General features: G+C 58.0%; 12 protein-coding genes. 6 read left to right on the top strand and 6 right to left on the bottom strand.

Annotated features, from left to right (window positions below):
* From PH558_RS18465 to PH558_RS18440, 6 genes are all read right to left on the bottom strand, one after another.
* Positions 1–1,296 (bottom strand): capsule biosynthesis protein, encoded by a 1,296-nt coding sequence (locus PH558_RS18465; RefSeq protein WP_285205879.1) that lies wholly within the window; start codon positions 1,294–1,296, stop codon positions 1–3.
* Complete coding sequence (locus tag PH558_RS18460; protein WP_285205877.1) at positions 1,293–2,870, bottom strand: LTA synthase family protein; 1,578 nt, start codon at positions 2,868–2,870, stop codon at positions 1,293–1,295. The genes PH558_RS18465 and PH558_RS18460 overlap by 4 nt, the downstream gene beginning before the upstream one ends.
* 131 nt (positions 2,871–3,001) lie before the next feature.
* On the bottom strand, positions 3,002–3,856 hold the full coding sequence (locus tag PH558_RS18455) for an SDR family oxidoreductase (protein ID WP_285205875.1): 855 nt from the start codon (positions 3,854–3,856) through the stop codon (positions 3,002–3,004).
* 18 nt (positions 3,857–3,874) lie between these two features.
* A complete protein-coding gene (locus PH558_RS18450; RefSeq protein WP_244575317.1) occupies positions 3,875–5,233 on the bottom strand; it encodes an aminotransferase class I/II-fold pyridoxal phosphate-dependent enzyme in 1,359 nt (452 codons plus the stop codon).
* A 62-nt stretch (positions 5,234–5,295) separates the two neighbouring features.
* Entirely contained in the window at positions 5,296–12,756 is a 7,461-nt protein-coding gene (locus tag PH558_RS18445) for a type I polyketide synthase (RefSeq protein ID WP_285205874.1), read from the bottom strand.
* 342 nt (positions 12,757–13,098) lie between these two features.
* On the bottom strand, positions 13,099–14,277 hold the full coding sequence (locus tag PH558_RS18440; protein WP_285205872.1) for a polysaccharide biosynthesis/export family protein: 1,179 nt from the start codon (positions 14,275–14,277) through the stop codon (positions 13,099–13,101).
* Positions 14,278–14,915: 638 nt separating this feature from the next.
* Between PH558_RS18440 and PH558_RS18435 the strand changes: the two genes are divergently transcribed.
* The 6 genes from PH558_RS18435 (at position 14,916) to PH558_RS18410 (ending at position 21,328) form a co-directional block, all read left to right on the top strand.
* Positions 14,916–15,752, top strand: a complete 837-nt coding sequence (locus PH558_RS18435; protein ID WP_285205870.1) for a class I SAM-dependent methyltransferase — start codon at positions 14,916–14,918, stop codon at positions 15,750–15,752.
* Between the two features lie 140 nt (positions 15,753–15,892).
* The gene (locus PH558_RS18430; protein WP_285205869.1) at positions 15,893–16,957 is read left to right on the top strand and encodes a hypothetical protein; all 1,065 of its coding nucleotides are present in this window, start codon (positions 15,893–15,895) and stop codon (positions 16,955–16,957) included.
* A 1-nt stretch (position 16,958) separates the two neighbouring features.
* Positions 16,959–18,242, top strand: coding sequence for a KpsE/RkpR family capsule polysaccharide export protein (locus PH558_RS18425; RefSeq protein WP_285205867.1), 1,284 nt, complete (start codon positions 16,959–16,961; stop codon positions 18,240–18,242).
* A 13-nt stretch (positions 18,243–18,255) separates the two neighbouring features.
* Positions 18,256–18,909, top strand: a complete 654-nt coding sequence (locus PH558_RS18420) for an ABC transporter ATP-binding protein (protein WP_095434501.1) — start codon at positions 18,256–18,258, stop codon at positions 18,907–18,909.
* Between the two features lie 95 nt (positions 18,910–19,004).
* Complete coding sequence (locus tag PH558_RS18415; protein WP_244575190.1) at positions 19,005–20,204, top strand: KpsE/RkpR family capsule polysaccharide export protein; 1,200 nt, start codon at positions 19,005–19,007, stop codon at positions 20,202–20,204.
* A gap of 17 nt (positions 20,205–20,221) precedes the next feature.
* Positions 20,222–21,328 (top strand): hypothetical protein, encoded by a 1,107-nt coding sequence (locus PH558_RS18410; protein WP_285205866.1) that lies wholly within the window; start codon positions 20,222–20,224, stop codon positions 21,326–21,328.
* The last annotated feature ends 38 nt before the right edge of the window (positions 21,329–21,366 follow it).

Here is a 21,366-nt window from a genome sequence, read left to right as displayed (position 1 = left end):
TTACGGCACATGAAATTTTATCGGTCGCTGCCTTGGCGGCGGCTCGATGTAGGCATCCGGCAGGTTGACCGTCCGCGACAACAATCTCTCCGCGATCTGCGCGGCGGCGGCGCGCGCACCCTCCCCGGAGCAAAAGTTGCCGCGTACCTGTACCGCCGCGGCCAGCAGGCGAAAGAATGCGCTGCATAGCTCCGGCGACGGCGGGATCGGCTCGCACCAGAATCGATCCAGGCTACCTTGATCGCTCAAACCATCTATATCGTAGATCGCTGCTCCCAGCGCTTTGACCGGCTTCCCAGCCTGCAGCGCGGAAAGCGCCGCCGTCGAGTTGACCGTCACCATGCCCTGGCTGGCGGCAATCAACCGATCGAGATTGCCACCATCGATCAGATGAATGCGAGCAGACAATCCACATGAGGCGCCGATGCGGTCGACATAGCCGCGCCAATCCACCAGCCCGTGATCGAGCGGATGCAGCTTGAGGACGAGATGCGCGTCGGGTGCCGCATACTCCGCGAAGGAACGAAGAATCGACTGGATAGCATCTTGCTGCTGATGGAAGGGCGAGTGCGCTCGCAACTGAAAATCGGTCTGAAGCTGCAGCGGATAAACGAAGAAGCGCTTGCCGGCGGCAATCAGATCCTCGATCACACCCTCTGCCTCTCGTGCCCTCCTGCCCCTGAAAGGAAGTTTCCTCAGCCAGCCGGCATATTCCATTAGCGGATGGTAGAGTCCGTGCCGCCGGTAGCCTGGATAGAGGAACCGCAGAAAGACGGCCGGGAGATAATAGGCAAGATCGTAAAGGGCTTCCGCCAGGAAAGTCTGATTGTAACGGCGCTTCCAATCCGGCTCCGGCAGCTTGGACGCTGCTTTCAATATATGGGCAGGATCGGCCGGAAAGTGCGAATTTGAGGAGAGGCCATCTCGCTCGAGCGTCACCCAGTCCGGCCGCAAATATCCCATCTCGACGACATTGACGGTAACGCCGGCACGCCGCGCCTCCTCGATGGCAATCTTATGGTAGGGGCGCTCCTCGCCGTGCAGGATCAGGTCGGTGATGTTCTCGGCCTCGATTCGCTCTCTGACATAGGCGCGCCATCCGGCAAAGTTGCCGCGATAATTGGAGGCGCCGCGGCAGCGCCAAGAAATCCAGTCCCCGGCATTCAGGTTGATTCGGATGCAGCGGCCGCCAGCCTTTTCCAATATCCTGGCAGTCTCGACGAACAAAGGCGAGGATGGACCCTGCAGGAAGAGGAAGACGCGCGGGCGCGTGACCCCTTCCCCGCTGGGCATCATTCCGCGACCTCGGTGGCAAGCCCGGCATAGTGCAGCAATGTGCCGATCAGATTCCAGGGCGCCTCTTCCTGCGGAGGCTGCGGCTTTTGCGAATGGGCGCGCGCGCGGCCTAGCGGAACGATGACGTAATCGGTGCGCGGATCGGGGAAAGGATCGGCAAAGGCTTTCAGCAAGGGCGCATGATCACCATAGAAGAGCAGCCAGACCGGGCGATCCAGCCTGTCGAGGTGATGGGCGAGATTGCCGAGCGCATGATCGGCGCGCATCAGGAGCTCGCCATAGATATCCACCGGATTGACGAGGTCGCCACAGCGGCCCGGCTCCCAGGGGCCATGATTCGCCATGGAGGCAACGAAGAGGAAATTCTTGCCCACGCCGTCGTCGTCGATCGTCCGAATCACACTCTTGGTCAGCGAGAGATCGCTGACATAGGGGCCATCGCGTTCCGGATTGTGATCGAACTCGTCCAGCATCATCATCCGGTCGAAGCCGAGCTGCGGCAACGCCTTGTGGCGAAGGAAGAACGTTTTATCGTAGGGATGGATGAACTGCGTTTTCCAGCCCGCCTTCTTCAGCCGCGCCGGCCAGACCACATCCTTATAGTGGCTGGCGCGCAGATAGGGGTAGCTGGCATCGATATGCACATTTTCGGGCAGCAGCCCGCTCAAGACGGCAAATTCGGTTCGCAGCGTATAACCACCCTCGAAGACACTGGTCATGCGGCCCCATTGTGCGGCCTGCTCGCGCAGGCGATCGAGATTGGGAAGCTTGATGTTGTCGACACCGAAATGTCTGAGGTCGATGAAGGATTCGGATTGCCAGACGACGATGAGCGGTTCGTCTTCGCCATGTTCCCAAAGCTCCTGCAGCGCCGACATGAAGCGCCCGGATAATTCCGCGACGATGGCCTCGCGCCGGACACCGACCCAGATGACGAAATGAAAGACGACGGAGGCGAAGGTGCCGAACCTTACCGTATCGATCTTTACGTCAACCTTGCCGAGAAACTTCTGTGTGAAACGGCAGACCGGCTCGCTGACGACCCTGCTGAACAGCGCGAGCCATGGCATGAAGGCGACAACCAACATCAGCAGGACCCATAACAATTGGTTCGACGCCGGCAAAACCGATGGCTCGAGATACATGTAAAGGCCGCTGAGGCCGAAAACATAAGCGAAGGCGATGATCCAAAAGACGATGTTCAGCGAGGTCGCGTAGAAGATCTCCTTGTATTTGAAAACATCCACGACCAGCGCGATATCCGAAAAAACCAGAGGCTCACGGATAAACTCGAACTTCGCCCTCGATATGCCCGTGAAGATGACGAAGAAACTGATGACAGCCTGCGTGCTATAGAGCGGGCGCCAGGAAATGGCGAAGAAGGCGACATAGATCAATATGATGACCGGAATCCTGGCCACCCAGTCACAGACTACCCGCCGCCAGCTTCTTTTCGGGCGATTTTCGGCGGTGACGGCAGCCGGCATGGCGAAGGGATCGGTTAGCAGGACGATGACGCAGGAAAACGCGAAGCAGGCAAGCGTCAAAAGAACTGGAAAATCATGAAGCTTCAAGATTGCGCCATCCAAATGCCCGCCGCCTCTATGATATTTCTCATATCCGCGAGGACCGGGCCGCCAATTCCCTGACTTACCTTCTCTTGCACGTGTTTCACCGACAGCGCAACACCGGTAGTTGTTTCGTATTACTTATCGCTATCAAAGCCTTGCTCGGCGGTATCGGCAAGACCGCGATCCCCCTCCCCACCAAATATTTTTCGCGTCTTGCGCGAAAACCACCATAGTAGCGGCGGTTTTATCAATGGTCCGAAAAATGCAAGCGCCGTCAGCGAAAATCCGAAATGGATTCTCTGCTTGCCGCGATCCAGACCGTCAACGATTTTTGCCGCGACCGCCTCCGCACTCCAGGGTTTGACGGCCGCCATCACCACCTCCGCCTCGCGAGGTCTGAGAGAGATTTCTCGGCGATATTGCGGCGTCATCGTATCGGGCGGAAAGCAGATCGAAATCTTTACGCCCGAAGCACCAGCCTCGGCACTCAACGCTTCGGCAAAACCCTCCAACGCAGATTTGGATGCGCAATAGGCGGTGTAGCCGAAGATACCGATCAAGGCAGCGCCTGAAGAGATCATCATGATCCGGCCGCCGCGCCGGCTTTTCATGCCTTTATAAACAGCGCGAACCGCATTGGCCGTCCCAAGGACATTGATGGAGATCTGCTCATCGAAGACCGACGTCGGCATCGCATCGAAGGTGAAGGGCTCGACGATACCCGCAGAAGTTATGAGGATATCACAGGGACCGAAGGACGCCTCGCAAAGCTTTACCGCCTCCGCGGTCTGTTCGGCCGAGGCCACATCAGCGGAAGTCGTTCGGATGAAGGCGCCGTCGACACCGGGAAGCGCTGCGATTTCGGCGCGTGCCGCTTCGAGCCGCCCCACATCGCGGGCAAGAAGCGAAACTCGAGCGCCCCTGGCCGCATAAAGCTTCGCTACCGCCAGACCAATTCCGCTTGAACCTCCCGTGACGATAACGTGCATGAGACGACCGCCCGGAACTTATGAGCCGCCTGGAGCCTGAGCCAGGGGCAGCAGCTGCATCATCTTGTCCATATCCAGCGAGGCAAGACCGAAATTGCGGTCCTCCAAACTCTTGAGTTTTTCGGCCGTGAGCGTGACCGCCCGCCGGATCTGTTCCTCGGTGTGATTGCAGGTAATGAAGAAGCGGAGCCGCGCCATGCCTTCCGGCACCGCCGGATGGATGATAGGCAGCACATTGATGCCTTCGGCGAGCAGGTCGTTCGAAAGCTGCGCCGCACGAAGCGAATCGCCGACGATCACAGGCACCACCGAATGGCCCATGCTGAGGCCGGTATCGAGGCCCGCCGCCTCTGCTTCTTCGAGAAAAAGATGGCCGTTGCGCCTGAGGCGTTCGGTTCGGTCCGGTTCGGATTCGAGGATATCGAGGCCAGCAATGGCGGCGGCGGCGAGAACCGGTGAGAGACCGACGCTATAGACGAAACCGCCGGCTTCCGCTTTCAGAATATCGGCAAGTGCACTGCTGCCGGCAATATAGCCGCCACAGCTGGAGGTCGTCTTCGACAACGTGCCCATCCAGATATCGACATCACGCGGATCGAGATCGAAATGCTCGAACGTGCCACGGCCCGTCTGGCCCAGAATGCCAAGCGCATGCGCTTCGTCGACCATCAGCCAAAACCCGTAGCGCGCCCTTAATTCCAGGAGGGCGGGAAGGTCGGCAATATCGCCATCCATCGAATAGATGCCTTCGACGATGACGAGGATGCGCCGAAAATCCGATGAGAGCGTCTTCAGGATATTTTCGAGGCTGTCGACATCATTATGCTGAAACAGCCGGCGTGCCGCGCCGGAAAGCTTGATGCCGGCAAGCGCACTGTTGTGAATGAATTCGTCGTGGATCACGAGATCCTGCGGCCCCATCAGGCAGCTGATCGCGGCGACATTGGTCAGATAGCCGCTGACGAAGCAGACAGCGGCATCGACGCCATAGACTGCGGCAAGCCTGCGCTCGAGCTCGACGTGATCAGGCCGCTCTCCTGCCACGAGGCGACTCGCCGAAGCCGAAATTCCAAAGCGGTCGATCGCTTCCTTGGCACGTGCGGCAACATGCGGATCGGTATTGGTCGCCAGATAGTCATAAGAAGCAAAATTGACGAACTCGCGGCCGCCGATGCGGGTCGTCGCGCCCGCGGCGACATCGTGCGACCGGTAGAAGGGATTGGCAACGCCAAGCAATTCTCCCGCGATGCGCTGCGTTGCGACGCGCTTGTATTCCGGCAGATCCTCGAAGCGCGTCACCTGGCGCGGCTGTGCCTGCGGCTGCCGGTTCAACCGTTCGGTCCGATTGCGGCCGGAGGATTCGCCAACTCTGCGCATCTGTTCGAGCAACTTGCTTTTCTTCCGCTCCGCCGGATTGCCATCATCGGCATCATACGTGGTCACTGGACGGCCCTTTTTTCCTGGTCTGAGGCATGGCTGCGCGCCAGACGCTCGACCACCTCGTCTCCGGCCGCGTCACCACTAGCATCATCACCACTGCGATTCATGACTCGATCACGCAAGCGACTGACGACATCGCCCACGGTCGTGCCCTCGCCTACGCCGCTCAAAGGAATATCGAAGCCGGTCTTCTGCTGGAAGCTCATGCCGAGCTCCATGGCCATCAGGCTATCGAGCCCGATATCCTTCAACACCTTGTCAGGCGTCACCGTGTCTTCGGTCACGCGCAGGATGGCAGCAATCTCCGCAGCGACGAGCGCATGCAGGACGGCCTGAGCCTCCTCTTCCGATTTCCCTTTGATCAGCTCCTTGAGATCGATGCCATCTCCCTCGTTCAGAGCCTGATGGCTGCCTGTATGCCGCATCAGCGGCTCGAACAGCGACCGGCCGGAGATCGGCAGCAGGCGAACGGCATTCCAATCGATCTCGGCGATCATGACTGCCGCCGCATCGACCGCGCCTCTGTCCGCCAGCATATAACGCTCGACCTGCTCCAGAGCGTCGCGCGCCTTCAGCGCTGCCTTACCGATGCGCTTGGAAAGGAGATCATTGACCTCGATATTGCGGGCAAGGAAGCCCTTGTCGGCGATGGCGCCGAAACCGACGGCGAGCGCGGGCTTGCCGGCAGCGCGGCGCGCACGCGCCAGGCCCTCCAAATAGCCGTTTGCCATCACATAATTCGCCTGGCCGGGATTGCCGAGCATGGTCGTTGCCGAGGAGAACAGCAGGAAAAGCTCCAGCTTGTCGTCCCGCGTCAAGCGATCCAGGTTTTCGGCGCCACGGATCTTGACCTCGAGAACGGGACGGTTGCGCTCCGGCGTCAGGTTGGCGAGCAGCGCGTCGTCCAGAACCATGGCGGCATGAACGACACCCTTCAGCGCTCCTTCGGCGCGAAGCGAGGCAAGCAGCGTCTCGACCGCGGCAGCATCGGTGATATCGCAGGCATGCAGCGTCGTCACGACGCCCCGCTTGGCCCAATCGGCTATCGCCTTTTTCGTTTCCGCATCGGCAATGCCTCGGCGCGAGCACAGAGCTATGCGGCGCGCGCCCCTGGAAACAAGCCAATCGGCGGCGGATAGGCCGAAGCCGCCAATGCCGCCCGCAACGAGAAAAACGCCCCCGGCATCGAAGCGCAGAGATTTCGCGGGCGCTCGCAGGACATTGTCGACACCCGCAACAGGCGGGCGCACCACGATCTTGCCGATATGGCCGGCATTCTGCATCAGCCGGAAAGCGTTACCGATCTCGTCATAAGCGAAGGCGCGATACGGCAGCGGCGTCAGTTTTTCTTCGGCGAAAAGCTGACCGATCTCCCTGAATATGCGCCGTGTCAGGTCGGGTACATTGACCAGAAGCTGATCGGCATCGATACCGAAGTAGCTGACATTGCGCCGGAATGGACGCAGGCCGATCTTGCGGTCGACGTAATAATCACGCTTGCCAAGCTCCAGGAAGCGGCCAAAAGGCTTGACCAGCTCGATGCTCCGTTCCATCGCTTCCGAAAAGAGCGAATTCAGAACGAGGTCGACACCCTCGCCGCCGGTAAGCCGCCGCACGCCGGAAACGAAATCCAGAGAGCGGGAATCAAGCACGTGATCGGCGCCGAGCATTTTGAGGAAGCCGCGCTTCTCGACCGTGCCGGCCGTGGCGATCACTTTCGCCCCCCTGTGCTTGGCGATCTGGAGTGCAGCCAGGCCGACGCCGCCGGCAGCTCCATGGATCAGGATGCTCTCGTCAGGCTGAATGCGCCCAAGCTCGACCATGGCATAATAGGCGGTCAGAAAGGCAACCGGCACAGTAGCGGCAGCAATGGTTTCCATCCGCTCCGGCAGCTTTGTCACGCCGTCGCGATAGACACGCACATGAGTCGAGAATGCGGCAGGCCCGATCCCCATCACCTTATCGCCCGGCTTGAGATCATCGACAGCATCGCCTACGGCAAGAATTCGCCCGGCGAATTCCATGCCGATCGTGGCGCCGGCAAAGCCGTCTTCCAATGCTTCCTCGGGCAGAACGCCCATAGCCCACATGACATCCCGGAAATTGAGGCCGGTGGCTTCGACGGAGACGACAACCTCGCCTTGGTCGGGTGCAGGAAGGCCCGTCTCCTCCCAGGCTACGCTATCCAGGCGCCCGCTCACATGCTGGCGGATCGTTGCTGCCGTGAAATCACTGGGGTTCGCTTCGATGGCATCGAAGGGACCAGCCACAGCTCGGACTTCCCGGACCCTTCCGGTCGCATGATCCAGGAACCATTCCCTATTGTCCGTTTCCGCGACCATCAGGGCATCGACCACCGATAGCGCCCGACTACCAGCCATATCGGCATCCAGCAGGTGCACGTCAAAGGCATCATATTCATTCTGAAGAACACGGCCGAAAGCCCACAGGCCGGCATTGGCACCATCGATGGAGCCAGTCGACAGCGGAGAGCCGCCGGGCGCCACGATGACCAATCGAGGCCGTGTTCCATCGGCGTGCTGAGACAGCAGGTTCGCCATTTGCGCGAAGGCGGAGAGACGTGACAACGAGAGTTCCGCTGCATCGCCGCGCTTCATATCCGCAAGATAAACGATGCGGCGCGTAGCCGGGTCAATGGTATCGAGAGCGTCGACAATATCCGGAGACGATGCACCAAGATCGATCACCGTTATATTCCTGCCCAGCTTGCCGAGACCCTTCCGGCCCTGCTCCGACAAGATCAGAATCGGATCGACGGCTTCCACGACAATATCCTCTGCCGGCTGCCGCTCGGAGACGGCCGACACCGTAATCAGCGCACCTTCGGGGAAAGTTTGTTCCTGGATCAGAGGCTTGGCAAAGCCCAGAGTTCCGAGGAGATCGGCAATCTGCTGGGGCGTGCCGAGCCGCCCGACCGGGAATTCCGGCGACTGGCTATCGGCAAACCAGCCTTCGGAAAGACCGAAGACGAAATCATTGAAGGCGCTCGGTGCGCGATCGACGAGCAGCAGCTGCGCGCCGCTGGCGGCGACCGACCGGACCATCCGCTTGATCTCGTCATTGTGGCGCATCAGATGCTGGCTCTGATCGCCGGAGGCGACCACGATGTCGGCGACGTGCTGATCCGTCAGCCTGACGGGATCGACAACGATAACATGCGCGTCGCGCTCGAAGGCGATCTCCAATGCTCGACGGGCTTGCTCGCGCGGCTCGGCGATCACGAGACATGCGCCTGCGGCCGCAGCGATCGTTGCCAGCTTTCGACTGAAAGCAACCGATACCGAGCCGACCTCAAGAACGTGCCCGATCGCCCCGTCGTTGGCCTCGATGGAAGACGCCAATGCCTCCGCCAGCATCGAAAGCCGTCTCTGGCTCAAGGGAGAATGGACAAGCACATGCTCCAGCGTCGCCCCACCGGGCATATTTGCACCCTGGGCCGCAGGCTCACGCTCCAGCACATGCGGGCGTATCATCGTCAGATGCTCGAGCGTCTCGCGATAGGCGTCGCCAACGAGGACACTCTCGGCCACGCGCCCGGCGTCCTCGCGATAGATTTCCTGCACCAGCTCCCCCACCGGCGGCAGCGTCGGCTCCAGGGGTACATGCCACCTGCCGTCCCCCGTCTCCGCGATGCCGGCGTCCTCCAAAATGTAAAGGCAATTGACGAGGAAAGACCTGAACTCGGGATCACCGGGAAGGCCGGAGAATGCGACAGTACCGTTGCGGTCCGCAACCTTCAGCGCGATATCATGGCAGGCCCGATAGATCGCGGCGTCAAGAAGAAGACTTGCATTGTTGAGTGCACGGTTCCCATCGGAGGCGCCATGCGATGAAATCCACCGTGTACCGGCGCTAGGTCTGTCTCCGCGGGCGAAATGAGCTGAAGGCACTCCCTCATAATGAAAGGCGACGGAATCGAGCGTTGCCCTGCGGCGCAGCTGCGTGCGGCGGAAACGGCAATCGTCAAGAACGACGACCGGCCTGCCGTCTGCATCGAACAGAGTGAAACGGGCCTTGATTGAATTCGCGCTAAACCGCTCGATCTCGATAACGGCTTTGACGATCGGTCTTCCCTTGCCGAAAGCTCTCACGGTGCCGAAATGAACGGGAATATAGGGAGCACCGGTTTCGTCGCCGGAGAATTGATCGAACAATGCGACGAGTCCGTGAAACGCCGCATCGACCGACATGGGATTAAGATTATAGCTGGCGAAGGGATGAGACGGCGGGGCAGCCGGCTTCAGGTCCACTTCGATCACATGATGACCAAACGCCACGGCTTTCGACAGAAGCTGAAAATACGGACCGTAATGCAATCCGAAACGTCCCGCCGTTTCGTAAGTCACATCGGAGGTCAACATCGATTTGCGCTCTGTGCCCGATCGCTCAAGGGATTTGCCGGTCCCCTCGCCCGCCAGCGGCTTGCGGCAACGTCCAACCACATGAACCGTCCATTCGTCATGGCTTAGGCGTTCGCGCGACCGGATCTCGATATCTCCGGTCTCAGGCGACAGAACGGTCGACAGCTCGACCATTCGATCCTGTGACAATTCCAGCGGCCGGATGATTTCGAGATTGCCGATTTCAACCTCATCCGTCCCGTAATAGCGTTGCGCCGCCGTTACCACGATCTCGACGAAACCACTGCCTGGCATGATTGCCTTGCCGTCGACCACATGTTCCGCAAGGTCCGGGAAGAGACGGGCATCGAGATGGTTCTTCCAATTCGAACCATTAAGATCGGCGCGCCAACCGAGCAGCGTATATGGGCTCTTGCGATCTCGACCGAAGATATCGATCTCGTCCGTCGTCGGAGGGGTGCGAAGCTCCACTGGCTCGAAAGGCAGAGACGGCAGTTTGACGAAGGCGTTGCGGGTGGCGCTGCCGCGGGCACGCAGCGCAGGCGCTCCATTGGCGACTGCCCGCGCAAATGATTGCGAAACGGGATCATGATCGGCAACAGGCGCCTCCCGTAGCAAGGTCGGTATCGCAATGAGCTGAACCGATGCCTGTTTGGCGATCTCCGCCACATAGTTCGACAGGATCGGGCGCGGCGAAATCTCGATGAAGAGGTTGCATCCCATCGCCATCGCGGCCTGACAACCGGCCTTGAAGAGCACGGGATCGCGAACATTGCGCCACCAATATTGCGTATCCAGCAGGCGCCCGTCACGCAATTCACCTGTTACCGTCGAAATGAAAATCCCCGTGCCGCTATCCGGTGCGAGATCGGGCAAGTCCGCGAAAAAGGCCTCTTTGGCGCGGTCGATAATCGGATGATGGAACGGATAATTGATATCGAGAACATGCGCGACGATCTGGGATTTGCGCGCAGCGTCCCTGTAGGCCTCTATCTCATCGGCAGGACCGGAGATCGTTACCGAATTCGGCGCGTTGATCGCCGCGATACATATATTGTCGAGACCCCTGGATTTCGCAAAGGCTAGCGCGGCATCCTCGCCAAGCACCACGGCGGCCATCCTGCCCTCACCAGCGAGGAGATCCTGATGCAGCGAGCGTTTGGCGACGATGGCAACCGCTTCGGCAGCCGTCAGCGCCTTGGCGGCATAAGCGGCTGCGATTTCGCCGACCGAATGGCCGAAGACCGCATCGGGCTTGACCCCCATGGACCATAGACAATCCGAAAGAGAAGCCTGGATTGCGAACAACAGCGGCTGCGCGATCTTGGTATCGGCCAGGCGTGCTGCAAGATCGGAAGCGACGAGTACATCGGTCAGCTTCTCGCCGAGATAATATTCGAAAAGTGCGCTGAAGGATTGGAAGCATTGCCGGAAATGGCGATTTTCCTGATAGGCGCCGACACCCATTCCCGCCCATTGCGAGCCGTTGCCGGAAAAGACGAAAGCGATCTTGGCGGCCTGCGCCGGAGCTTCGCCTGCCTCGCCGACCGAATTTTTGCCTGCGAGATGCGCATCGATCGCGGCAAGCACAGCCGCGCCGTCCTTCGCACGGGCAGCAAAACGATGGCGCATGGGTTCCCGATTGGCGGCAGCGGAAGCAACGATCTGACGAGCCTCCTTGGGCTCGGCAGTTTCAAGACGGGTCCTGTAGTCTTCGAGCAGTGTCGAAAGAGCGGACGCCGTATGAGCGCTGACGGCAAAAACGATCCCATCGCCCCGGATTGGCGGCTCCGGCGGCGCAATCGGATCGGGATCGCTGATGACGACGTGAGCATTCGTTCCGCCGAAACCGAAGGAATTGATCCCGGCAAAGCGTGCCTGCTTGGCCGGAAGAAGCTCGATCGTTGATGTGTTGACCCGAACGTTCAGTCCCTCGAAATCGATAGACTCATTCGGGTGATCGAAATGCAGTGAAGCCGGAAGGAAATTATTCTCAAGCGCAATGACGGCCTTCAGCAGCCCGAAGAGGCCGGATGCCGGTTCGGTATGGCCTATATTCGTCTTGATCGAGCCGATCGGCACAGGCGCCCGCCGATTGCGGCCTATGACTTCACCGATCGCCCATATTTCGGCGGGGTCGCCGACCTTCGTCCCCGTTCCATGCCCCTCGATGAAGGCGATGCGATTGACATCGATATTGCGGCCTTCATAGATCGACTGAAGCAAAGCGGCCTGCGCCTCGCGGGACGGCATGGAAATGCCGTTGGTGCGTCCCGAAGAATTGACGCCTACGGCATGGATCCTGGCATAGCTGCGGTCCTTCTCGCGCAGTGCAACGTCCGTCCGGCGCAATACGATCGCCGCACCACCTTCTGCACGAACGTAACCGCGGCCGTTGTCGTCATAGGCGCGGCAGAGCCCTTCCGGCGATAGCATGCGCGCCTGGGCGAAGCCCACGAAGGACATGGGGTTGAGCAGGATATTGATGCCGCCGACGATCGCCGTATCGATCTCGCCGTTCTCCAACGCCTTCACCGCCTGATCGAGCGCGACCAGCGACGACGAACAGGCCGTGTCGATCGTCATGCTCGGTCCGCGCAATCCGAATATGTGGGAGATACGGTTGGAAACGATGGAAAGCGTGTTGCCCGTCATGAAATACGGGCTGCCCGAAGCGGGGTCTTCCAGCGTCAGATTGCCATATTCAAGGGAGGATGCCCCGACATAGACACCGACGCGCTGCCCCTCGAATCCATCGATCGGCAAGTTTGCATCTTCCAAAGCGCGCCAGACTATATTCAGAAGGATGCGCTGCTGCGGATCCATCTGCATCGCTTCGCGCTGGGAAAGGCCGAAAACCGCGGGATCGAAGGCGTAGACATTATCGAAAACGCCGGCTGCAAAACTGTAAGTCTTCCCCTGAATACCAACAGCCGGATGCCAAAAGCGCGCGAGATCCCAGCGCTCCTCTGGTATGCGGCTTACGGTACAGCGCCCCTCCTTGAGGACAAGCTGCAGTTCTTCAATCGAACTCGCCCCTGGGGCGACGCTTGCGCGTCCGATAATTTCAACTGTCATGTTCTCTCAGCAATACTCGAAGAAGGGCACCAAACCGGCCAAATTCAATATCAACTGCACACGTTATTATCTGTGGTTGTTATCGACAAAAAAATGCGTGTGCAACCAATATGCGGCAGCGCAACAACCGATGCAATATGCGATCTCTTACACCCTTCAATCCAAGTCGAAGATCGCAGCTATTGCTTGCGACGATTGTCGTGTTTTCGACAAGTCAGTTCGCGATGAATTTCCGTTGCCGACAAGGCACGATCCGTCACAATCATACAGATGTCGGCATCCGCCGACGAATAGGAGCGCAGGTAGACCGGATGGAACCGCTGCTCCTTCATTTTTCCAGGATTACTGTCCCAGATTCACTGCTGTTGCTGCTCCCTGGGACGCGATACCTAGCGGCGTACCGATAAGATTCAAGAACTTCCTGATGTCGACGGACGGATGGCGCGACACGTAGATGACGTCGCGGCTCTTGACCGGGAAGGTCTGCCCTACGATCAGGCTGTCAGGATTGGACATATCGAACCGATAAACGATTGGATAGCGTCCCTTGGCATCCGGCACCATTCCCTTGCGCAGCAGGTCCTGGAAACGGGCGGGGCCGAGCAGAATCTTCGCGATTTCAGGCTCTTCGTAGCGGAACAGGAAGAAGCCCTTGGCATTGCTAGAATCGTCGATCGCGCCATGACCGAGGGCAACGGCCTCAAGCAGATTCAGATCGTTCGCTCCGAACTCGATACGACCGTCTCCACGAACAGAACCGAGCAGGGTGAAGGTTCGCGGATCGCGGACGAGGAAAATCTGGTCGCCCGGCTGTACATAGATATCTTCCGAAGGATGCTCGATGATCGACTTCAGCAGAACCGTTCCGGTTCTACTGCCCCGAACCAGCGTAACATAGGTTTCATAGGGTTGCGTCGAGGGTCCACCGGCCTTGGCGATGACTTCGGTGATCTTTTCTCTGGTCAGATCGAGCGGAACCATAGAAGGACGGCCAACGGCGCCCGAAACCGTAACGGTGCGCGACGGCGTGCCCATGCTCGTCACGATGACATCCGGTTCGACGGCCTTGGTTGCCAAAGCCGCCAGGATCGCCTTGCGAGCCTGATCAAGCGTCTTGCCGGCGAATCGAACCGAGCCGGCATAAGGGATTGCCGCCGTGCCGTCCGGCTGCACGACGATATCGAGCGATACCTGCTTCGATTGCGCCGTCGAGAACAGGCCATCGGCGCCAGCTTCGAAAATCGTGACCTTCAATGCGTCGCCGACACCGATGACGACCGAACCGACGCCACCGCCCATGCCAAAACGACGATTGAGCGTGGAGGAAACATAGTCGGAAACCAAACGCGCACTGCGGCTGTCGATGTCGACAATGTCGAAAACTGCGGCATTCCTGCGACCCAATTCGACACTGGATTGACCGGCATCTTTTACAATAGCGCCAGCCAGCGGACCTTCGCTCGAAACGGAATTACATCCCGCCAGAACCACGCAACAAAGTACGGCGCCAATACGAAACAATTGAAACCCTCAAACCAATTAGCTGCCGTGATTACCTGATGGCATACATCGACATAGAATGCATCAAATCTATCGACGCCTTGAAAAGCATAACGGGCGCGCGTCAACAAGCCCAAACGCCGGGAATACAATCAAAAATATCAGGTGCGATCATCTGAACACACCCGGGTTTAAAGAAGCGCCCGATCAAATGGGTTTATAAGGGGCAAAGGCAGGTAAAGCAATTTACACGAGTATTATTTGGAATTTAAAATTAAAATTTTCTGAAAAATAAAAAGAAACCGTTAAGTAACGGCAATGGTAAAAAATCGCCCGATCAGCGACATAAAGTTCCACAGAATCGCACTTGTGCCGCTTTTCATAAGATTGCGATTGCCTGTAAAAGAGTTGAGTCCTGACCCGCAACCCATGCAGAGATGACAGACCACAACAATCGGTACTTGCCGAATTTCTGCCTCCAGCGAGATAGCATCGATGGCTCCTCGAATCAGCCTCGGCAATCCTCGATTGTCCACCGGCACTTATAAATTCCGCCAACTTGCTGCGAGGCAAAAAAGCGGTTTTGGAGGCTGCGATACGCCAGAGCGAGAACGTCTCCGGATCGGCGGGATGCCGATTGAAATGAAGGTTATGTATTAATGCTTGGTTTTTCAAAGCGCTCCCAGAAGAAAGCATCGAAAAGTCCTCTGGAGATATTCGATCAGTACGAGCAAGGCAGGCCAGCGCACCAAAATGCCATCGATGCGCTTCAAGGATGGAACTGTGCGTTCCCGCCGGAATTCGGTCTTAGCGCCGGCAACCTGCCCCTTTATGCCGATGACCGCATCGATTGGGCATTGCGCACATTCGGATCGATAGAAGGCAGGACCGTTCTCGAAGTCGGGCCGCTCGAGGGGATGCATACCCATATGCTGAATTGCCATCGCCCGGCGCGGATCGATGCGATCGAAGCAAACCGTCTCTGTTTTCTAAGATGTCTGGTTACCAAACAGATTCTGAACATCGACGCCGCCTCTTTCATGCTCGGCGACATCCAGGCGTGGCTGACGGAAGGCGAAGAAATCTACGACTTAACGCTTGCATCGGGGGTTCTCTATCATATGGCCGACCCCGGCGAGTTTCTTCGCTTGCTCGCAAAGCGGTCCCATACAGTTTTCATCTGGACGCACTTCGTCCTTGAGGACGCAATGCCCGAAGGCGACGTGCGTTGGCTGCCTTTCACCGGCAAGGTAGAGACGAAGCTGATAGATGGCATTGCGGTGCGTTACTACGAGCGTAGCTATCACCATGCCAATGCCAATGCATCTTTCTGCGGTGGCATGAAGGACCGGCACTTTTGGATGCACAGGGATGACATCTTGATGCTGCTGCGTACATTCGGCTTCAATGACGTTGTCATCCGGGATGAAAATCTAAGCCATCCAGGCGGCCCCAGCTTCTCGCTACTGGCACGAAAAGCGCCCAACGAGGCCTGACGAGGTTCGAATGCCAAGGCCCGACATCTGCGATATCGATAGGCATCTTGATAGATGTGATGCTATGCAGGGCGTAATGACGTCACTCCATCACCCATTTCGGCGCTGTGCCGATCTGGTAGAAGCGCCGGAGCAACTCCGTGCTTTTTAACCTCGAATATGATCATGGCAATGTTATCGAGGGCTATCTGATCCCCGATGGCTTTTCCGACAAACCGCAAATCAGAATCTCCGACGCCGATGGCGATCTGATGATCCTGCCATGCGACCAGCTCAAACAGGCGGTCATCGACTCGGGGCGGCACGAAGATGGCTATGTCGGATTCAGACTCGACACAACAATCATGCCTGACCTCATGGAACGTACATCGCTGATGATCCATGACGCCAAATCCGGATTGTTGATCTATCGGCGACCGCAAGTATCGAACACGATTCCATTAAAGATTGTAAGGCTTGAGACACAGCTGCTGCCAATGGTCAAATTCGACTATTATTGCGGCCGCAACTTTCAATACGAGCTTTCATCCGTCGAGCGCTTCGGTCACGAAACGACCCTTCAGGCCTTTCATCTGAACGCCATCCAGTCGATCTATCTTAGCGGCCGGCTGTTGATGCGCAATTATGAAGAATTCCTTGACAAGGGATTCAAGGCCATCGTTCTGCTTACCGATCCCTATTACGAACTTGCTCTGCGGATATTCCTACTGAAACGGATGGCGAAAACTCAGATTTCCTTCTTCGGCGATCGCGACAAGATTATCCTGGCGCCTGCTGCGGAGCATTTTGCCGAGGTAAGCCTCGAAAATGAAGCCTCTCTCAAGACGGCCTTGAAGAAGGCCCCTCAGAGTGTCAGAAACGTTCTGGTATCTCCGGTCACCCGGCAATTGGCCACAACCATTCCGGAACAGACCGTGACACGCGCCGATGTCGCCAGCGCGATCGATCTTCTCTCGCGCTTTGCAATTGTCGGTTTCGATACGGACAGTCTTTATTTTCAACAGGCGCTCAGCGAGCTCATCGGGATTTCGGTTGACGATTTTCCGTTGCCACCCAGACACAGCACCCTTGAAGACGTTGCGACAAGGTTGCGTTCACTGCATATTGCCGAGCTCATGCTCGAAGAGGATTTGATTTTCGACCACTATGTGCGTCAGGCGATGAAACCAACCGCGCCCGGACTGCCGGAAACGATTGCAAGCTGACATGCCGAAGCCAGTCATTGAAGACGCGATAGTTCAGGACTCTCCGCGGGTAAAAACGAGCACCCGGCATATTCTGCCTTCGCTGTTTCGGCGCAGGCTGCCGGCGCAGCGTGCGCGCACCGATATCGAGGACATCGAATACATACCGGTGCATGACAGCAGCGAGCCCGAAACACAGTCGGGCGGCAAGCCGCCACTGAGACTTATCGGCTTTGTATTGCTCGTTATCTTGCCTTTCCTGGCCAGCTCGGTGTATTACGCCTTCATTGCCTCTAACCAATATGTGGCGGAAGCACGTTTTGCCGTTCGTGCCGTGTCGGGAGCAGGCGACACCAGCGATGCCGGCGACCCCGGGGGAGCCACCAGCGCTCTGAACATGCGCTCGGCTTCGCAGGACGCCTATGTCGTCACCAGCTTCATTCACTCGACGGAAATTCTGAACCGGATCGGCAAGAAACTCGATTATCGGGCCATGTTTACCCGGCAGGATGCGGATTTCCTGTCGCGATTCAGTTCGGCGCGATCCGACGAAGAGTTCCTGAAGTACTGGAACGACCATGTCAGCGCCTACATAGACGTCACCTCCGGCATCATCACGCTGAAGGTCAGGGCTTTCACGCCTGATGATTCCGTCAAGCTTGCGGACGCCATCATCGAGGAAAGCGAAAAGCTCATCAACGAGCTTTCCGAACGGGCGCGCAACGACATCGTGCAGAGCATGAAGGCCGACGTTCAGAAAAGCGGCAAGACGTATGGCGACACACTGGCCGCCCTCAACCAGTTCCAAAATGCATCCGGCCTTCTGAGCCCGCAGATGCAAGCCAAGAACAGCGGCACGCTTCTGACGGGGCTGCTTGCGCAGAAGCTGGAATTCGAAACGCGTCTCTTCGTCATGCGGCAATCCAATGCCCAGAATTCTCCGACCTATCAGCAGCTCAATCTCGCCAAAGACAGCCTCGATGCACAGATCGAGAAGATGAGATCGGAATTGACAGGTCCTGAGAACGCAAGCCTTGCAAAGGCCCTGCTGGACTATTCCAGGCTGGAGACCGATCGCATGATCGCGGAAAAGCTCTACGAAAGCGCGCAGAAGAACTACGATGCCGTGCTTGCGGAAGCTCTGCGCAAGACGCTCTATCTCGCCGTTTTCGTCAAGCCGGTGCTGCCGGACGAATCGATCTTTCCGCGTCGCGTCAGCACACCGCTGATCATATTGCTTGCGCTTATTGTCACCTGGGCGACGCTTTCTCTCATCTGGGCATCCGTCGAGGATCACCGGATATGAGTGGGAAAGCGCCATGATCAGCTTCAAGAACGTCTCGAAATCCTTCAAGACACAGAGCGGCAAGAAGATCATCCTCGACCGGGTGCATTGCGAGTTCGAATCCGGCTATTCCTACGGCCTGCTCGGCGTGAATGGTGCCGGAAAATCGACAACGATCCGCATGATTGCAGGCACGATGCTGCCGAATTCGGGCAAGATCAGCAAAAACGTTCGGGTATCCTGGCCGCTGGGCCTCGGCAGCGGCTTCAATCCCTTCATGACGGGGCGGGCGAATGTTCATTTCGTTGCGCGCGCTTACGGCGAGGATGTCAGGCGCGTCTCCCGCTTCGTCGAAGAATTCGCCGAATTGGGCGACTATCTTGATGCGCCGGTGCGCACCTACTCCTCGGGCATGAGCGCGCGATTGGCATTCGGGCTCTCAATGGCGATCGAGTTCGAATGCTATCTGGTGGACGAGGTTCTGGCCGTCGGCGATGCGCGCTTCCAGGAGCGTTGCCGCATCGCATTCGAGAACAGGCGCAAGAATTCCGATATCATCATGGTGTCCCATAGCATGAGCATGATTAATACACATTGCGACAGGGGTATTGTACTTGTCGACGGCAGACTTATCGTCTTCGATAAGGTAGAGCAGGCCATCGAAGCCTATTATAGATTGAATCGGTAGAAGATCAGGGATCGACGGCAAGGCCCAATATGGCTCATGATACCGAAAACGCGCCAAAAACGCTTCAGCTCAGCGCGACGGAGCATAGCCGGAACGTGGCCACGAATCTGTCGGTGACCGCGCGGAAACTGCGCTTCTCGACATCGAGGCGCAGCCAGCTGTTCAAGGCCGTCGGCCTGCGGCCGCGGCCGATGCAGCAGATCATCGGCAAGGTCATGCTGGCATCGACCTTTCTACTGATTGTCGTCCCCAATGTCGCTTCGATCTACTATTTTACCTGTGTCGCGTCCGATCAGTATCAATCGGAAACGCGCTTTACGGTCCGCACCTCCACGCCCGCACTCGGCAGCAATCAGATTACCAAGGTGACCGGCCTGCCGCCGGCGCAGATCGTCCAGAACACCCTGATCGTCACCAACTTCATCAAGAGCAAGGACATGGTTACCGCGCTCGAGGAAAGGGTCGACTTTCAAAAGATCTACGGCAACGACTCGATCGATCGGATTGCGCGCCTGAAGAAGGATGCGAGCTCGGAAAAGCTGCTCGATTACTGGGAAGACATGGTTTCGGTCAAAATCGATGCGAACAGCGGCATCGTGACGGTCAAGGCACGGGCTTTCACCGCGGCCGACGCTCAGAAAATATTGCGCGAGGTTGTCGCCGCGTCCGAGGTCGTTGTCAACGACGTCAACACCCGCATCTGGCATGACGTCATCGCAACCGCCCAGGCGAATCTCGACAATGCTAGGGATCAGCTGCAGAAGGCGCGAGATCAGCTTTTGATTGCGCGCAACCAGACGGGCGTCCTCAGCGTCGAGGGATCGTCGACCGTTATCACGAACCTGATCTCATCCGTGCAGAAGGAGAGGATAGAGCTTCAACAGAAATATGACGCGCTGCTTGGGACCGTCTCCGCCGATGCACCGCAGATGCGCGTGTTGAAACGCGAGATCGACAGCAGGCAGAAGCAGATCGACCAGCTCAACAGCCAAGTCGCCGGGCAGAACAAGTCCGAACAGAATCTCGCGGATGTTTCCGTGGATATGTCACAGCGCGAACTGGAACAGAGCCTTGCCGAGCAGCAATTTGCCTCGAGCATGAAGACGCTGGAGCAGGTCAAGTTCGTCAGCAAGCAGCAGCTGCTCTACCTAGATACGTTCCTGGCGCCCAGCCTGCCTGACGAGGCGGAGTATCCCCAGCGGGCGCTCTGGATCGGCGGGATCTTGGGTGTGACGCTCCTTGCCTGGGGTGCCGTTTTCGGCATCCTCGCAAATCTCCGAAGTCGCCTGGCGTGATTTTGCGCGGAAGCCCCATGCAAGTTTTGCGCGACATCGTCTATCAATTGCTTCCAAGACCACGGCCATCCGGTGCGTTGGCGGAAGATGGTGAGCGCGTTGCTCGGCGCCTGCTCATCTTGTCGCGCCATCCCAACCCGAGCTTCAGCTATTATCTTGCTGAGCGGGCCAAGACACTCGGCCACATTCCGGTCATCATGAAAGGCCTCGACGACCCCCTCGACGCTATCGATAGCGAGGGCCTCTTCGTTATCATTTGCCGCTACATCAAGCAGCCGCAGTTGCGCTGGCTGGAACAAAGGCGAGGCACGCTTGCCGGGGTCGCCTATTTCGTCGACGATGACATTCCCGCGGTTGTGACAGGCAACGAAGCCGGTTGGCTCTATAAGTTCAGACTGATCAAATTGGCCGTCCGCCCAATGCCGAGGGTCAATAGGCTCCTCACTCATGTTTGGACCTCGACCGAACCCCTGGCAAACGCGCTCGCGATGAGAAGCCATCGGATCGATATCCTGCCCCCGCTTCCAGCGGATGCAACAGAAATCGTGGTCAATGGCAGCGATGACGGGGGCGCACCGCTGAGGATGGTCTACCATGCCACCGGTGTTCATCGCCGCGAACACGAGTTCCTCATGCCGATCGTCAAAGCCGCGATGGAAAAACACGGCAACCTGCATTTCGAGGTTTTTGCCGCCGGCGCTCTCGCCCGACGCTGGGCTTTGCAAGGGATCGACCCGGCGAGAATGACGATCATCCCGCCGCTTTCGTGGCCTGCCTACCTCGCAAAGACAGAGCATCATCAAGCAGATATCGCTCTGGCCCCTCTTCTGTCCGGAAAGACGAATGCGAGCCGTTCGGATACCAAGCGGATCGACATCAGCCGCCTGCAGGCAGCAGCCATATTTTCCCGATGCCCGACTTTCGAACGATGCGTCGTTGCTGGGGAACTTCACATCGGCAATACCGCCGACGAGTGGCTTGCCGCTATCGACCTGCTCATCGGCGACCGCGTGCTGCGGCTTTCTGCCCGCGATGCCACACGACATTCGATCGAGAAAATGCGGCTATATGCCAGTCCGACATTTCCGGGCATACGTTTTGAACCTCTCAGCGGCGCGGGCTAGGCCAGGAATTTCGCAGGCAATGCCTCTACTCGCATGTG

It is taken from the genome of Rhizobium pantanalense (assembly GCF_030182525.1).
Classification (GTDB): Bacteria; Pseudomonadota; Alphaproteobacteria; order Rhizobiales; family Rhizobiaceae; genus Rhizobium.
The sequence above is the reverse complement of the archived record's forward strand: the minus strand, read 5'-3'. Positions and strand labels throughout refer to the sequence as shown.

Excerpts from the sequence above, each read along its gene's own strand:
- PH558_RS18435 (WP_285205870.1), top strand. The coding sequence starts at position 14,916 with ATGCTTGGTTTTTCAAAGCGCTCCCAGAAGAAAGCATCGAAAAGTCCT.
- PH558_RS18420 (WP_095434501.1), top strand. The coding sequence starts at position 18,256 with ATGATCAGCTTCAAGAACGTCTCGAAATCCTTCAAGACACAGAGCGGC.
- PH558_RS18425 (WP_285205867.1), top strand. The coding sequence starts at position 16,959 with ATGCCGAAGCCAGTCATTGAAGACGCGATAGTTCAGGACTCTCCGCGG.
- PH558_RS18455 (WP_285205875.1), bottom strand. The coding sequence starts at position 3,856 with ATGCACGTTATCGTCACGGGAGGTTCAAGCGGAATTGGTCTGGCGGTA.
- PH558_RS18450 (WP_244575317.1), bottom strand. The coding sequence starts at position 5,233 with ATGCGCAGAGTTGGCGAATCCTCCGGCCGCAATCGGACCGAACGGTTG.
- PH558_RS18465 (WP_285205879.1), bottom strand. The coding sequence starts at position 1,296 with ATGATGCCCAGCGGGGAAGGGGTCACGCGCCCGCGCGTCTTCCTCTTC.
- PH558_RS18445 (WP_285205874.1), bottom strand. The coding sequence starts at position 12,756 with ATGACAGTTGAAATTATCGGACGCGCAAGCGTCGCCCCAGGGGCGAGT.
- PH558_RS18410 (WP_285205866.1), top strand. The coding sequence starts at position 20,222 with ATGCAAGTTTTGCGCGACATCGTCTATCAATTGCTTCCAAGACCACGG.